Below are 16,313 nucleotides of genomic sequence, written 5' to 3' on the forward strand. Positions count from 1 at the left end.
ACCTCATGCTGATTGAAATGGCAAAAAAAGCAAAAGCAGCCAGCAAGCTGCTTGCGCTTTCGGAAACTGCAGCGAAAAATTCATTTTTGACCGGCCTGGCCGATGCGTTATGGGAAGGCAGAGAAGAACTACTAAAAGCAAATAGCGAGGATGTTAATCATGCACGTGCGGATGGCTTAACAAACGCTTTGATAGACCGGTTGACCGTCGATGAAGACCGCTTGAAAGGCATCATCGCAGATTTGACTAATGTCCTCCATGCGGAAGACCCGATTGGAAAAGTCTTTGAGAAATCGGTACAACCAAGCGGCTTAAACTTGTATAAACAGCGGGTTCCATTGGGGGTAATCGCGGTGATTTATGAATCCAGGCCGAATGTTACAGTGGACGTTGCAAGTCTGGCCATTAAATCTGGAAACGCAGTGATCTTGCGTGGTGGCAAAGAGACCTTGCGAACCAACCAGGTTTTTGTTTCCATCATTCACAAAGCCATGCTCCAGGCAGGGCTGCCAGAAGACGCAGTTCAATTCATCGACCAGCCCGACCGAGCTTTGGTTTTTGAGTTGTTAAAATTGCACCAATATGTGGATATGGTGATCCCACGCGGCGGCGCTCAGCTGCATCAGATTTGCCGAGAAAACAGCACCATCCCGGTGATCACCGGCGGAATTGGAATCTGTCACCTTTTTGTGGATGAGAGCGCCAATTTGCCTGCCTCAATTGATGTGATTCGCAACGCGAAAATCCAGCGTCCCTCCGTCTGCAACGCTTTGGATACTGTTCTCATCCATGAACGTATTGCCCAGAAATTCTTACCAGATCTGATCCACCAATTGTGCCAGGACGGCGTTATTTTCCATGTTGACTCAATCCTGATGGATCGTTGTGGTCTGGTTGAAACGAGTAATGTCCTGCGCGCCTCACAATCGGACTTTGACATCGAGTGGCTGTCATTGAACTTAAGTATAAAATCTGTGGGCTCGCTGGACGAAGCGGTTGCTCACATCCAGGCTCACAGCACAGCCCATTCGGATGGAATTTTGACCGAAAACGCCAGCCACGCCGACCGGTTTGTGAAAACGATCGATTCTTCGGTCGTGTATGTCAACGCCAGCACGCGCTTCACGGATGGCGCACAATTGGGATTGGGGTCTGAGGTAGCGGTATCAACCCAAAGGCTGCACGCGCGCGGCCCGATGGGACTGGAAGAACTGACGACCTATAAATGGGTGGCCAGCGGGGATTACCTGACTCGAAAATAGTAAATCGTTTTCTGAATAGGAATATAGTTTTTTATGATGCGAAACTTGCTGCTCTCAAAGATTCACCGGGCAACTGTTACCGGCAGTGATTTAAACTACATCGGTTCCATTACCATTGATCAAGATCTGATGAACGCGGCCGGAATGCTTGCCTGGGAAAAAGTGCAGGTGGTTGACCTGGACAACGGAGCCCGTTTGGAAACCTATGTCATTCCTGGTGAAGCGGGGAAGGGTGATATCCAATTAAACGGTGCCGCTGCCCGGCTGGTCAGCAAGGGCGATATTGTGATCATTATGGCCTATGGCTGGCTGACGGCAGACGAGGCGCAATCTCATTCACCGAAAGTCGTTTTGGTGAATGACCAGAATCAGATACAGGAAGTCCGAGCGCTTCCCAGCCATCCAGACCCGGACGCAATCGCTTAGCCGCAATATAAGAAAATTTGCAACACTATTTGAAGCATCGCCTGTTTTAATGTAGACTATATTCATGAATCTAGTCTGCATAACGGCGCTATGCCTAACCCTGCTCACCGGTCTTTTTCAACCAGAATCTAAAGGTCAAATTCCGTCGCCTTCCCGGAATGCTGCCATCACGGCTTCGCCTTTCGCGTTACCTGGCGACCGCATCTCCCCTGCTGAAGTCCAGTTTATTTCCAATTTAGCCCCATCTCTTGAGAAATCGCTGGATGTGTTCTGGGATTTTGGCGACGGAACCTTCTCAGAGGAGTTCAACCCATCTCACCGGTATATCAGCGGCGGAGAATATCACATCGCCTTTCAAACACGGCTGGAGAATGAGTTGGTGTTGGAGAGTAATTTTCCACTGGTCATTGATCAAGTTGCCAACCCCCGCATTATCATTGACCCATATCCTTCGCGTACCCAGGCCGAATCGCTCACTCTGAGCGGAAAAATCCGAGTACATGATCAGGTGGGTATTGCCTCATTTGTTTGGGATCAAGTCAGCACAGACCGGGCAGGCTTTGTTGAGAATCTCTCTTCAGACAACACCTGGGAGCTGAGTATTCCATTGAAGCCCGGCACCAATGAGATCTTGTTCACCGCTACGGACGAGCATGCCAACATCGGTACGAAAAGAATTCAAATTGAACGTGTAATCAAACAGCCCGAAATTCACGATGTCGTTTTCTCTTCTACCGAAATACCTGTCCATACAAAACTCGAATTAACCTTTGATGTATTGACCAGCGCGGACAATCTCTTCTATGAATATGATGAAGATCCGCCAGTTGGGGTCGTTCCCCGCAGCGGGATAACAGTAACTGCGCACATCCTAACACCTTCGGGAATAACCGTAAACCAACCAGCCCATTATTCCAAAACCGCGATCAATCTTGGCTCTCAAAATGAACCCAGGATGATTGAGGGCGATACTGGCGTCTGGTATGTTCGCTTCTCGCCGCCTGAAACGGGTGAGTATCAAATTACTTTGGCGGCGAAAGACCGGTCAGGTGAAGTAGAAGTCGACGCCGGAAAGTTCACAGCTGTTTCTTCCAACCTGCCCGGGAACATTGAAGTTTGTGAGAAAGATTATCGGTATTTCTGTTTTGCCAATGGCGAACTCTTCTTTCCCAGTGGACCGGTAACCTCTGAAGATTTGTCAGCGTATCCCGGCAGCGGCATCAATTTTGCGCGTGTTTGGATGGCGCCTATTGGAGCATATTCCACCACCTTCTCCCGCTGGATTTCCAACGCGAAACAGATGGGCAATGAAGGATTTGAAGCAGCATTGACTGCTGAAAGTCATTATCCGGCGCACGAATTATCCCAAAAGCTGGACGCAGAAGAAGGGAACCGAATATGGCTCGGTTGGATTGAGGGAGACCGGTTTCCTTATCAGCTGGATACAGGCGCCACGTATCTGGTCAAATTGCGCATTTCAGCTCGCAACATGCAGGGACCGCTAGACTCAAACCGCCCTTATGGATTGATGCTTATCAATCACCCGTGGATCGATGATGATTCGAAAATTCTATGGGAAGATTACCCATCTTTGGTGCCGGTCATCCAAACAGACCGTGATTGGCATACATTGTTGGCTTATTATCGCCCCGGGCAACTTCAATCACCCGCTCCCTATTTTTCTTTGGTTTTATCCAACATGGCCAGTGGAGAAGTCTTTATCGATGAATTTTCCATTCGGAAGGTTACTTCAGACGGTAACCCCAGCGGTGAGGTGATTTTTAACAGCAATGCCAACATCCACACGTATGTGGAATCCAAAGCGGCCGCCTACCTCGACCAATTAATTGCCAATGGCGAAGAGGCGGGCGTTTTCTTCAAATTCGTTGTGCATGACAAAAACGATTGGATTCAGAACCACCTCAAGGCCAACGGTCAGTTTTCAACGGAAGGCGATGGATATTTTCAACCAGAGAACACCAAGGCCAACTGGCTTCTGCGCCAATGGTGGCGATATGTCGCCTCTCGCTGGGGGTATTCAACATCTATTCATTCCTGGGAGTTGTTGAATGAAGGCCCCCCTGATAGCCAAGAACATTACAACCTTGCGCAGCAATTTGGCAAATTCATGCATTCCGTAGATGCTCATCCCCACCTGGTAACAACATCGTTCTGGTATGGCTGGGAGGAATCCTTCTGGAAGGACGCCGAATCCTATCCAGATATAGATTATGCTGATTACCATCTCTACGTTACTGAGAAATCAGATTTCTCAAACATCGTGGAGTGGAAAAACCGATTAGGCGCAACCATATACAGCTCTGCGGTCGAAATGCCAGTGATGTTGGGAGAATTGGGGTTCTTCTTGCCCGACCAGCCAGAATTTCGCCGACTGGTTCTGCAGGATACACAAGGCCTGTGGTTCAGAGATCTAATCTGGTCTCAACTCGCAGACACGGTCATATTCACACCTGCCTATTGGTGGAATGAGCACCTGAATCAGATTGATTATCTTCCCATCGCTCAGGCTTTCAACAATTTTGTGAAGGATATTCCGTTTCAACAGGGTGGCTTCTCCGCCGCGGAAGTTGAGATCGAGTCGTCCCAATGGACCGCCGTGGGTCAAATCAGTACTAATTTCAATTACGCTGCGATCTGGCTGCATCGGTTAAAGCCTCCCAGCTGGCTCAGCCGATTATCCAGACCTGTTAAGGTGTATATTCAGGTTGCGCCTTCTCAAAAATATCAAGTCAGGTGGTATGATACGCTTTCCAGTCGCCTGCTATATACTGAATACATGGAAAGCAATTCTTCGGGGATATTGGAATTGCATATTTGGGATCCGGACGCCGACGTAGCTGTGAAAATCAGAAAGCAGTAATTCCATGAAAATTAGCAAATCAAACAAGAAATGGTTGTTGCATCTCGTATGTTTGGTATCGTTTTTTTTACCAAACATTACTGTATTTGCACAAGAAATTACTGAAAAGCCAGAGAATGATCAAATATCAACAGATTGGCTTACCTGGAATGGTAATTTTCAACGAACCAGTTATGCCGCCGACACCCTCCAAATCCCTGCGGGCGGGCGGCTGTACACAAAGTGGAAGCGATTTCTTGGGGAGCGCATCGAAGTGGAAGTGGAACCACTGGTCGCGGGTGATCTTGTTTATGTTGCGGTGATGAATGGGAAGCTGTACGCCCTGGATCGCAAAACAGGTGTAACGCGCTGGGTTTTTGAAGCTCTTTCTCCTATAACCAACACGCCCTCTATCATACTGGAAAAAGATTTTTCAGCCGTCTATTTTGGAACAACCAGTGGTGATTTCTTCGCGGTTAACGCGCTGAATGGAAGCGTTATCTGGCAAATAAAATTGAACGGTGCTGTTCTTTCTTCACCATCCATTGCCGGCGGGCAGGTTCTGGTCGGCAGCCTCGACCACTCCTTCTACGCATTGGATATGTATACCGGTGAGATCGTGTGGCAGTTCTCGGCCGATGCCCCCATCTCATCCACATCTGCGGTGATGATGCACGACGATTCGGATGATTTTCTGGTTTTCTTATCCAGTGGTAATAATATCGCTTACGCTTTGGATGCGAACGGCAATCTGGTTTGGCAGCAAAGTATGGCTGGCACATTTACAAAAAGGAATACAATCGTTGTTTCACATGGAGTTGCCATTTTCACCACACGCAAAGCCGGGGGAGAATATTCTGAAGAACTTACAAACCCGCCAGAAGAGCTGCAGGGGCAGCCTGCCGATCCCGAAACAGTGCTGAACGCCTGGGCCAGGTATTACCAGGTGCATCCCCGTCGCAGAACCCTCTACTTCTTTGATGCCCTTACTGGAAAAGACCTGTGGCAGCCTGAGATTGACCTTACCCGCTATGCTCCGTTGTACATTCCTTATTGGGGGCTGATCTCACCGGTGGTTAACCCGCAGGGGTTCGCGTATTTTCCGGCATCGGGAAGCGGCGGCGATCACGCCCTTGACCATGATATGCGGTTATGGGAAATTGATCTTAAAACAGGTGCTTATGCTCAAGTTGCCTCTCAAGATCAATTTGCCCCACGTTTTGATGAGGTCGGTAGGCCTACATTAGCTGGCAATTCTTATTACCAAACAATCAGTGAAGATATATCATTATTTAACCTGAAAACAAAACAAAATAATACCAGTCTATTTGGAAACGGTTTTATGAATCATCGTTTGCCTGTCGAATTTGCGGAGGTTGAAACTAACCGCTTATTCGGCGGATTTGCCGAATATTTCACGCGCTTTGGTGGGTCTACACAAACCGGCTTCGCGGGCGCGGTCGACGCGATCAGTCCACTGGTCATCTCGGGTTCAGATGCTTTCGTTATCTCTTGGGGGCATATCTCGGCTTTGTCAACCCAACCCGGCGCAGTCAATATTGATTACGGCGTGGCAGATTTCGCGGAGCTTCCCGCTAATCCGATTTCCCCATCAGCGGCTCGCGATGAAGTAGAGCAGACGATTCAAGACTTTTTACAATCCGGTGCACAGCCTTCCCCTCAATCTCGCATGTGGGCTTGGATGAAAATGGATATGGGCACATTCTGGCATGCGGGAGAATGGGTCTCCACGCTATCTAGGGCTCTACCCTATCTCACGCCTGCCACCCAGAAACAATTAAATGAATTCTTGAAGGATTATCTTGTCTCCGATTTACTGAATCCAGCATATTATGAATACCGCCCGGCGTGTTTGGATTTTGATCAAAACACGGTTCTTGATCCATGCGAATCGTTAGGTGGTATCCAGGCCACATGGTATTGGAGCAATCCCAATCTGGTCAGCGAGCGAATTATTGCACTCGATGATTATGCCAATGCGACAGGTGACTGGGACCTGATAAAACAAAATTGGGCTTTTATCGTACAGCGACTTGAACAATTGGAAAGTTACTGGAATGAAGTTAATGGCATTTATATTTTTGAAACCTGGCACGCTGGACCCTTCTTGCCAGACCTACAAATAAGGATGCTGACCTCCGTCATGCGCATGTCAAATCAAGTAGGAGATGAAGATACCTACATACGGTTCAGCCAAAAACTGGATCAAATGAAACCCACCCGGATGGAATTGCTGGCATATTCTTCGCAATTGGACGAACGTGCAAATCCAATAGATCTTACTGCTGACTACTATCCGTATTTATCGGATTTGTCTTCATTTGCATTAACGCCTCAAGTCTATGAAGTTTCCCTTAATGACGCAAGTGAATTGGTTGGCATTTACCAATCTGCAGGACATGATGTTTACCCTATCTTCCTGGTTGGGTTACATCCCGTTTTCCCTGATTCAGATATATATCAAGATGCAAGATTCCAGAATGTTGTTAACCAAAATATTCATGCCATTGAGGCTTTTTTTCCATTCTGGTATCTTGGCGATTATGCCCACGCTTCGCCCATCAATGGGAATGAAGATGACAGTATAAACCCCACATTGGCCGCCGATATTTTTCAGGCAAAAGCTTACATTCTTCAGACACCGTATGATGAATTAGCGAGGATGGTACCTCTGCCTTATGCTGGTGGAAATGGAAAAATTGATCTGTACCGCCTTCAAAACTTGGTCGCATTATTAAAAGCAAACATCCCCGCCGAGAAAAACGGGGATGGCAAGGTTGACCTTGAAGATTTTTATATTGCTCGGGGGATGGATAGAACCCGTTATTGAGCCATCAAATCAATCATGTCGAGAGCTCGCTTGGAAAGGCGGAATTCTCCGATTTCCGCCCACCAGGTAACAAATGCTGATAATTTTTCATCAAACTTGTTGGTATTTTTGCCTGGTTCAACTGCAGCTTCAAGTTCGTCTTTCCAAACTAGTGAAAACGCATAGTTTTCTCGATACCCTGGATGGCTTGGAGTATTCTTGTAGGCTTTTTCCAAATAGTCAGCAGCTCGATCAAATTCTTTTTCCCGTAAAAAATGCAGCCCCAACCGGTAATCAATAGAAGGCGACTCGCTCTCTTGATTCATCGCGGCATAAGATGAGATGATGGCATCGTCTTTTTCTAATGGATTGTAAAAACCAGTGATATTGTTTGGAAAACCAGCTAACTCCAAATTTGCATACGCTTTATGAGCGTGGTAAGCAGGTATGCTTATTCCGCGGTTAAACAAGGAAAGATTAAAGAAAAAGATAACGACAAAAGCGATGATCGCAGTGATGGTGGTCCGTAATAAGTTCACACGAGATTGACCTAAATGATCTTTCAAAAGAAATGCCAGTGGGACAAACAGATAAGGGATGGATCCGCCCCCCCAAAATGGATCATCAAGTAGCAAAATAAAGACAAAGGTGGCAAAGACGCCAGCGTTTTCTGCTGAAAACCGAGAGAAGTTTATCTGCTTGTAGTTGCTAAGGAAAATGAGAATCGGCAAAGTCAAAAGAAAGATGATGATGCTTGTGCTGATAATTCCCAGTTCGATAGAGATGTTGGCTAAAAGATTATGGCTATGCGCAATAAAGAAATGGGATTCATTCAGAATGTACCGCGAAAACAATCCGGGATATGAACCAGCTCCGCCACCAAACAGCCAGAAATCCGGAATAAGCCAGCCCGAATTGGATATCAGTTCAAAGCGATAATCCAACCTGCTTAAAAATTGCGAGATTTTCCCGCCAGGGTCGGCAAGCCAGAGCATGGAAATGAGAGGCAATAGCGATGATACACCCACAATGTAAGCAGACGCCCGTTTATCTTCATGGAACAAAAAATGTCCAATGCCATATGCGCCAGCCCCGACAACTATCCCAATCCATAATGATCGGGTGCCAGTTAATAATACAGTGAAAAGTAGAAAGAAGATCGCCATCAAGAAAAGGAAGGTTAATCGCTTTTGTTTTCGCTCCAACCGGGTAACAAATTCGGTGTAAAAAGCTGGCATCACCGTCACGCAAATTCCACCTAGGGTATCATCAATCCGATATGCGCTTTTCGCGATGGGGAATAGCCGATTGATGGTCAATCCGATTCGATTGACAAAATTATAGTCGGTGGGGAAACGCTGCCAGTCATACGTCAATAAAATCACCACAGCGGCTACAACTGCCGATATCAACAACAAATCCCGCACAAAGACATGGTTGTCCTTTGGCTGTAGCAATAGCGCCAGTCCAATTAATCCAGCCAGGCCCAACCCCCATAACTTTGATACTCCAAAAGCATGGTTATAACTGTCAGCAGTACCCCGAATTCCAATGATCAAGACGGAAACAACGCCAATTAATAAGATCACCGCCTTAAAATCAATTTGCTGATAGGCTGTAAAGAGCACCACAATGATGCCCAAAACACTTAATAGAATTAAAGTAATGGGAGTTCCTATTCCCATGCCCCACACCACGCCAGCCGCAGCTAGAATAGCTAATCCAGAGAGAGAATAGACATTTTGCAGGTTAAATGTTGCGAGAAATTTATTCATCAGGCCGCCTCGATTCTGGGCTTCAAGTTCAATCAAATTTGCACTTTAATCTCTTTTACTCGATCAATTAGACTCATCCCTAAGAAAAAATGGAGGGCATTCGCTACAACACAGTATTAGGGGATAAATTCATCTTTGAATCCGCCGCGGATCGCGCTCCACATCGATTTTTTGCGTCCATCCATATCCTCAATCTCCAACTATCCCCCTAAAAAAGATCCGCGACAAAGCTGCGAATGGGTTGCAAATGAAGAAAACGAACTTCATACCCTAAGCTTACGAAGTTCGTTGAAAATTGACCAAATGTGACCGAAATGCCTTTGAACGCGAGCCAATCCATCCCAGACTGAGAATATTCTCAACCAGCCGCTTTCTTAGGTCAGGCAACCGATTGAATTACAGTCTTTTCACATTATTGCGCTATCACAAGCCGATCTTCTATCTCTAACACACTGCAAATTGCGATGGCTAGATTTGCATGCACCAGAACAGGTTGCGCGGGCAAACCTTTTTCGCCACACTGCTTACCGAATCGCTACTCATTACTGGGCATATTTTCGTTAGTTATCAAAAAAACCGCGTACTTTATCCAATATCGTGTTGATATCCTTTTCGTCTGGCTTCTTATTGCCATTCTTTGAAGTACCGGCGTCCTGTTCATACACATAGTAATACGCAGAATCGTAAGAATTGTGATTTTCAGTGAAGTTCAACACAACGCCCAAAGCCTGGCAACCTGTCCGGTTGATCTGGTCACGCATCGAGATTATTGCGTCTTTCTTTGTATGATCAGGGCGAATGATCAGCAAAACACCATCCACCTGGGCAGCCAAAACGGTCGCGTCTGCAACGATAAATGGGGCTCCATCAAGGATGACAATATCAACTTTTTCGTGCAGTTTTCTTAAGAATTCACCAAACGTTTTTGAGCCCAAAATTTCTGTTGGGTTAGGCGGAAGCGTGCCTGCTGGAATGGCCCACAAAGTATTTTCCTGAATGGGATACATTATTTCTTCCAGCGAGGTTTCTTTTCTCAGAAAATCAGAGAGGCCTTTTTTACCTTCCAGTCCTAACATTTCCTGCAATACTGGCTTTCGAAGATCTGCCCCAACAATCGCGACCTTCTTCTCAGATTGAGAGATCGCCACAGCCAGGTTAATCGCAATAGTGGATTTTCCTTCAGAAGTGCCCGGGCTAGAAATCATGAGTGAGCGAACGGGCTGGTCAATAGACGAGAGCTCGATATTGGTGCGAAGTGAGCGAAAACTTTCAGCCACAGGCGAAAAAGGATACTCTTTTACATGGTCCCATTTGCTTTCTGTTTTAATTTCCGGGATTTTTGCCAGAATCGGCATTTGCAACAAATGTTCAACTTCACTGACAGTGCTAACCTTGTTAGAAGAGAACTCAATGAAATACGCCGCACCAGACGCAAACGCGAATCCACTAAATGCTGCCACCAAAACAATTAAGACTCGGTTTGGACCAATCGGATAGGTTGGCAATTCAGCCGGCGCCAAAACCGTAATAATATTCGATGCTCCTTGAGGTGCGCTGGCTAGCAAGGTTGCGTAATTATCACGCAAAGTGGCCATTTTATTTTCCAATGCTGCAATCGAATTCTGTGTGTCTTGAATCTGAATTGCGCTGGTCTGCTCACCCAATTCTGCTTGCAGGCGAGAAATTTCATCCTGAGTAATTTGAATCTGCTCTTGATAAGAGTCTAATTGAGAATTGATGAAAAGCACCCGTTCTGGATTCATCGATTCCGAGCCTCCAGGGCTGTTTTTCATCAGCTGTGATGCCAATTCATTGGCAACCGCCTGAGCGCGCTCCGGGATATTATCCACAACGGTGATTTCAATTAATTGGCTGTTTGGTACGGCCACAGCCTCATATTTAGGAAGCCAGTCAATGCCCAGCGCATCTTTGGTCGCATTTTTAATAGTTTCCCGAGTAACCAGATCGGCGTAAATAGCGGCCATTTGCCGGTCAGTAATAATCTGATTTGCATTTGGATTCGGATCCTGCAATGTTCGACCAATGATTAATGTCGTCTTGGCCTCATAGATGTTCGGTTGGGGCAATGTTGCCAGCAAACTGGAAACCGCCGCAACCAATGCGGCAGCGACAAGCAATTTCCACCATTTTTTAAGGGGAGCAATGTAATAGCTTAATTCCATTGTTAACCACCTTCTTTCTTCAAATACTGCCTTATTAACATATTATGACGTGAAATGATAAAAAACATTAACAATTTCCCGATATTTTTGCGCCAACTCATCGCAAATCAGGTCCCAATCATGCCTTTTTTCAACAAATCGCCTACCTGCCGCTCCCATGGCAAGTCTTTTGGATTCGTTATTGAGCAGGCAAACAACATCGTTTGCAAAATCCTCAGGTGTTTCCGCAACAAAATAATCTACTCCGTTTTCTCCGTGAATGGATACCCCTGCCGCTGGTGTCGTGACCACAGGTGTTGAACATGCCATCGCCTCCAATACCTTATTTTGAATACCAGTACCATAAACAACTGGAGCAACCGCCACACTGGCCTTCTGTAAATACGGGCGCATATCCGGAACCTGGCCTGTTACTGTAATTCTCGGATCATTAGCATACGCCTGAATGGTTGAATTGGGATCTTTCCCCACGATCCATAATTTTGCGTCTGGGAAGCCCTCTAGGATCAGTGGAAAGATTTCATTTACGAAATGATAAACCATTCGAGCATTGGCGTGATAACTCATTTTTCCGCTGATTAGAATCGTCCCAGGAATTCTCCCTTCAGCTTCACCAGGCGTAAAGTAATTCAGATCGACCCCATTCGGCACCACAGTAATTTTATGCTCAAAATCAGATTCGATTTTCACAAATGCATCTTTATCCCGGTCAGAGGTTACTAATACTCTGTCTACGAATTTTGTAAGCTTTCGTTCATACGTGCGAGTTCGTTCTAACTCGAACCTCGATATTAACCGCGTTTGCAAGGAGGGTGCCATTCCAGCCGATTGCCGGAATAACGATGAGATGCTGTCAACGCTATCCCACACAAGAGGCGTCCATGGAATCCGCTGCCGGCTCATTTGAGAGAATAAAAACTCACCATACCGCCCCCCGCGAATGTGTTCAAAGTGAATCAGATCAATTTTTTTATCGCCTGCACAATCGCTGATGCGCTGTTCAATTTTCCCCGCCAGCTTTGTTGACCATGAGAACAATGACTGTAAAGGCCTGGTCCCAGCCACACCCGCCATACAGTGTATATATGAATTATAACTCGGAAACTCAATGGTTATGAGTTCTTCGAGGTAAGGTTTTAATTCTTCGACCAGGCGTTGATCCTCCGAAGTAGTAATAATGGATGCCAGGATAATTTTTATACCTTTGTTGGATAGCGTTCGAATAAACTGGTAAGGTCGCACACGAATCAGGCTGGGAATATAAGGAACAATAAAGAGGACTCGCAAGCTCATGAACCCACCTGTGTACTAACCAAATCGCAATATACCCGTTCTAATTCTCTTAATACAACAGACCAATCATATTTTTTTAACAGAAGATCCTTCGCGTTCCCAACAACTTTGTGACGCAACGGCTCATTGCCAAGAACATCTATTATTCGTTGGGCAAATTTTTCTTCCTCATCCTCAATGAAGATATTATCACCATCTGACACTTCAATGCCCTCGGCCCCAATGGTGGTTGTGATCACAGGCACATTACGAGCGAAACATTCCAATATTCGAACCCGCATACCGCCCCCTACTTTAACCGGAACCACAGCCAATGCAGCTTGATTAAAATAAGAATCCAGATCATCAACATAGCCGGTAACTTTCAAATGATCTGAATATTCCTTTTCATACTCAAAAAAATCTGAAGGCGGATTTTTACCAATGACCCACAAAAACGCATCGGTTTTTTTTTGTAGCACAAAAGGATAAACCTCACGTATAAACCAGCGGATGCCATCTGCGTTGGGCGGATAATTCAAAGACCCCAATGTCACGATCTGGTTAGGAGTGGAAGGCGATCCATTGGTAGCGCGCTCATAACTACGCGAATTAATTCCAATGGGTATCGGTGTAATTTTCGGTGAGATGGCTTGTGGATTATCACTTAGTTCCAAGAACGACCTTTTGTCGATCTCAGAAACGGTGAAAGTATGATCAAAATCTGTAATGATTTTCCGCTCAAACTGTTGAAGGCGACGCATTTCATCCTGATAAAACCACTTCATCGGAGCTTTACTCTCATCTGCGGCGCGTTCCAGAATTTTCCAGGTGGCATTGTGCGCGTCAAAAACCCGCTTCGGAGAATCCACGTTACTACCGCCATCACTATCGCCAACTGGCATGGTAAAAAACTGGGCCATTGTTAGCTGATCGGCGTGAAGAATGTCAAAATGGTTTTCTCCTATCAATTTTTTGACCAGATCACGCATACTCCCCAGGTGATCGCGCTCAACCAAAAAAGGCTTCCCTGTGAAACGGCTTTTTATTAAGAAATATAAATCATTAATGCGTGATCGCCTAATGGGCACAAACCAGGCATGATCCAATAATTCCTTCACTTTGGGTATATATTTCTCTTCTTCTGCCCGCACAAATGAAACAAACCACACCTCGTGCCCCGCTTCTTTAAGGTGCTGCAATACATTCCAACTCTTGATCTTTGGTCCGGCATCTAAAGGCCAGGGGACGATTTGCGAAAGGAATAGGATACGCATTACATCCTCACCACAGAACACATCAAGGCCCAATAATTGGAGCGAACAACCTTCGCGCCTGGCGTGCTTGAAAATAGACTTGCGAATACTCTACCCGCAGAAGCGCCAAAGATCACCAGTTTATAAATGGTTGCTCCGATCTCTTGATGATACTTGCGGATAAAGCGAACTTTGCTGGCGTAAAGCTCCAAAAACATAGAGAGGGCAGCCTGTCTTGTGCTCTGCCCACCAAAATGGATGACCTCTGCATTCGGCAGCCAGAAATTTTGAAACCCAATCTTTTTTATCCGGTAACACAAATCTACTTCTTCTGTGTACATGAAAAAGCGCTCATCAAAAACACCAGCTTGATCCAACACATCTCGAGGGATCATTATTGCCGCGCCTTGCAACACATCGACTGAAACCGGTTGTTGAGAATCCCAGGTTTTTTTGGGGTATTGCGAAATAACCCGAAACTGATCAAGATGAAATAAACGCCAAAACTCTCGAAAAACCGTGGGGAAAGGATAGCTTGACACTTGAAGCGACCTGTCCGGATTCAATAATTTCGCGCCTGCACACCCTGTCCCCGGGTTGCTTTCTAGAAACGCGAGCATACTTTCAATCGCGTCGCCGACAACAATGGTATCAGGGTTCAACAGGAAAAGATAACGTCCTTTCGCTATACGAATTCCGAGGTTATTCGCGGGACCAAACCCGATATTTTTATCGCTTTTAATCAGCGTACAATGTGAGGCATTTTGCTCTAACCAGGCAACGCTTCCGTCGCTGGAACAATTGTCTACTACAATCACCTCACAGGCATGCGTCTGGGCGAAGGGCTGAATAGATGCAAGGCACTGCTCAAGGTATTGCTTCACATTCCAGGAAACTATAATAATGGATAGCAAAATGGAATCTTGCATTATGGATTTTTTGATTTCCTGCTCATCACAATCCAAATCAGAATAGCAGCTGGAATAATGCCAACCAGCAGAATCAAGTATTCATCAATCTCAGAAAATGGGTTCCCCCGCATTGGCTCACTGGAAATCGGAAGAATGGTGGGGGTTTCCTGAGGCTGTTCAGCTGTGGGGGTGTTTATCATCACGGCCTCTGTTTGAGGAGATGTTGTCTCCGAAATATTAGCTTCAATATACTCTGCTGAAGATCTGCCATGCGCAAACCACAATTGGTGGTATCCCATTTGTGAATGAATACTTTCGCGCATATGCCAGACAACATACAATTGATTACCGTGACTAATAGAAATTTTTGGGTACAGCGGGTACCAGCTGCTTTGGAAGATCACCTTTGGAAGTGACCAATTCTCTCCATCCCATTCAAAGTGGAAAAGCCCCGGGGGGTTGGAAAAATCGGCGGATTCAATCCTGTTAGAGGCCAGGTATCCGGTGGCGACCAGATGAATATGACCGCTGGCATCGACGGCCATATCATATATATCAAAAGAGTTTTCCAACTGACTGCTGGCAATATTAGGCAGTGTTTGCGGAAGCGTCCAAGTATTTCCCCAATCCGTTGACCATGAATAATAAATAGCCGGGTAATTGGGTGATATGGTTCTCCACACCAGCATGATGCCGCCCTTCCCGTTGCCGGCGGGCGTCAGCTGAATGTTAGTATTATTGGGATACTCAATCAACAAAGGCACACTCCAGGTTCGCCCCTGGTCCCTGGAAAACATAAAGATACCATGATCAGCAGAGCCCAAGCCGGTCAAGCGATCCCATCCCTCATCCCAGGTTACATATAGGTTCCCTGCGCCATCCACTTCAATTTGCGCTCTAGCAGACCCTAGCTTGGTATTGAGTAATACAACTGGTTCAGACCATGTCAGGCCGTTATCCGGTGAGCTGCGGTAAAAAATATCTGCGCATCCAGCGCATTCTTTTTCGTAGAATTGACCGTCATCATAAACAATGTGTAAATTACTTCCCCAAGAGACAATATCACTCATATAAGTGTGTTCACGCCCATTCACAACCATCGGCTTTCCCCAACGAGCAGCAGAATAAGCCGAGCTGGCTGGCACAGACTTGTAGTACAGGCTGAAAGGCGGGTCTGAATCAAATAAGACATGAATGATATCATCTTCGGTAATCGTCATTGCGCTGCGAATAATATCAGCTTGGGGAGGCACAATATCGGTAAACTGAGACCATTGTGAGCCATTCCAAACCGAATACATCAAAGCTTCACTGGCGGTAATTCCCGCCCCAAAATCACCAGTCTCGCTCCAAATCACATGAACGTTTTGCTGACGATCGACCGCCACATCAGGGAACCACGAATTTGAATAAGCGGGCGAGGGAATCCGTATCGGAGAGTCCCAGTCTGTGCCACCTTCAGCAAAGACACAGGGAACTGGCGCCGCAAAACCAGCTATTAAGAAAATGATCAAAAGGCTAAGTATTCGTTTAAGCAT

Annotated in this window: 10 protein-coding genes; 4 read left to right on the top strand and 6 right to left on the bottom strand. The window is 46.1% G+C overall.

The annotated features are described in order from the left end of the window. Window positions 1-5 precede the first annotated feature (5 nt). The 4 genes from ADN00_RS00420 to ADN00_RS00435 all read left to right on the top strand — a co-directional run bounded on the left by ADN00_RS00420 (window position 6) and on the right by ADN00_RS00435 (window position 7,399). Complete coding sequence (locus tag ADN00_RS00420; RefSeq protein ID WP_075060978.1) at window positions 6-1,262, top strand: glutamate-5-semialdehyde dehydrogenase; 1,257 nt, start codon at window positions 6-8, stop codon at window positions 1,260-1,262. A 33-nt stretch (window positions 1,263-1,295) separates the two neighbouring features. After that, entirely contained in the window at window positions 1,296-1,688 is a 393-nt protein-coding gene (gene panD, locus ADN00_RS00425; RefSeq protein ID WP_075060979.1) for an aspartate 1-decarboxylase, read from the top strand. Between the two features lie 64 nt (window positions 1,689-1,752). Further along, on the top strand, window positions 1,753-4,569 hold the full coding sequence (locus tag ADN00_RS00430) for a PKD domain-containing protein (protein WP_152966196.1): 2,817 nt from the start codon (window positions 1,753-1,755) through the stop codon (window positions 4,567-4,569). Between the two features lie 4 nt (window positions 4,570-4,573). Next, on the top strand, window positions 4,574-7,399 hold the full coding sequence (locus tag ADN00_RS00435) for an outer membrane protein assembly factor BamB family protein (protein ID WP_075060981.1): 2,826 nt from the start codon (window positions 4,574-4,576) through the stop codon (window positions 7,397-7,399). On the opposite strand, the gene ADN00_RS00440 is transcribed toward ADN00_RS00435, so the two are convergent. From ADN00_RS00440 to ADN00_RS00465, 6 genes are all read right to left on the bottom strand, one after another. Beyond that, window positions 7,393-9,153 carry an O-antigen ligase family protein gene (locus tag ADN00_RS00440; protein ID WP_152966197.1) on the bottom strand — a complete coding sequence of 587 codons (1,761 nt, stop codon included), beginning with the start codon at window positions 9,151-9,153 and terminating at the stop codon, window positions 7,393-7,395. The genes ADN00_RS00435 and ADN00_RS00440 overlap by 7 nt on opposite strands. Before the next feature lie 560 nt (window positions 9,154-9,713). Further along, window positions 9,714-11,336, bottom strand: a complete 1,623-nt coding sequence (locus ADN00_RS00445) for a tyrosine-protein kinase domain-containing protein (RefSeq protein ID WP_075060983.1) — start codon at window positions 11,334-11,336, stop codon at window positions 9,714-9,716. Window positions 11,337-11,378: 42 nt separating this feature from the next. Beyond that, window positions 11,379-12,629 carry a glycosyltransferase gene (locus ADN00_RS00450; RefSeq protein ID WP_075060984.1) on the bottom strand — a complete coding sequence of 417 codons (1,251 nt, stop codon included), beginning with the start codon at window positions 12,627-12,629 and terminating at the stop codon, window positions 11,379-11,381. After that, complete coding sequence (locus ADN00_RS00455) at window positions 12,626-13,885, bottom strand: glycosyltransferase family 4 protein (RefSeq protein ID WP_075060985.1); 1,260 nt, start codon at window positions 13,883-13,885, stop codon at window positions 12,626-12,628. Before ADN00_RS00455 ends, ADN00_RS00450 begins: the two co-directional genes overlap by 4 nt. After that, window positions 13,885-14,793: a glycosyltransferase family 2 protein gene (locus tag ADN00_RS00460; RefSeq protein WP_075060986.1), complete on the bottom strand. Its 909-nt coding sequence runs from the start codon at window positions 14,791-14,793 to the stop codon at window positions 13,885-13,887. Before ADN00_RS00460 ends, ADN00_RS00455 begins: the two co-directional genes overlap by 1 nt. Next, window positions 14,793-16,313, bottom strand: a complete 1,521-nt coding sequence (locus tag ADN00_RS00465) for an exo-alpha-sialidase (protein WP_082389765.1) — start codon at window positions 16,311-16,313, stop codon at window positions 14,793-14,795. Before ADN00_RS00465 ends, ADN00_RS00460 begins: the two co-directional genes overlap by 1 nt.

Source organism: Ornatilinea apprima, from assembly GCF_001306115.1.
Classification (GTDB): domain Bacteria; phylum Chloroflexota; class Anaerolineae; order Anaerolineales; family Anaerolineaceae; genus Ornatilinea; species Ornatilinea apprima.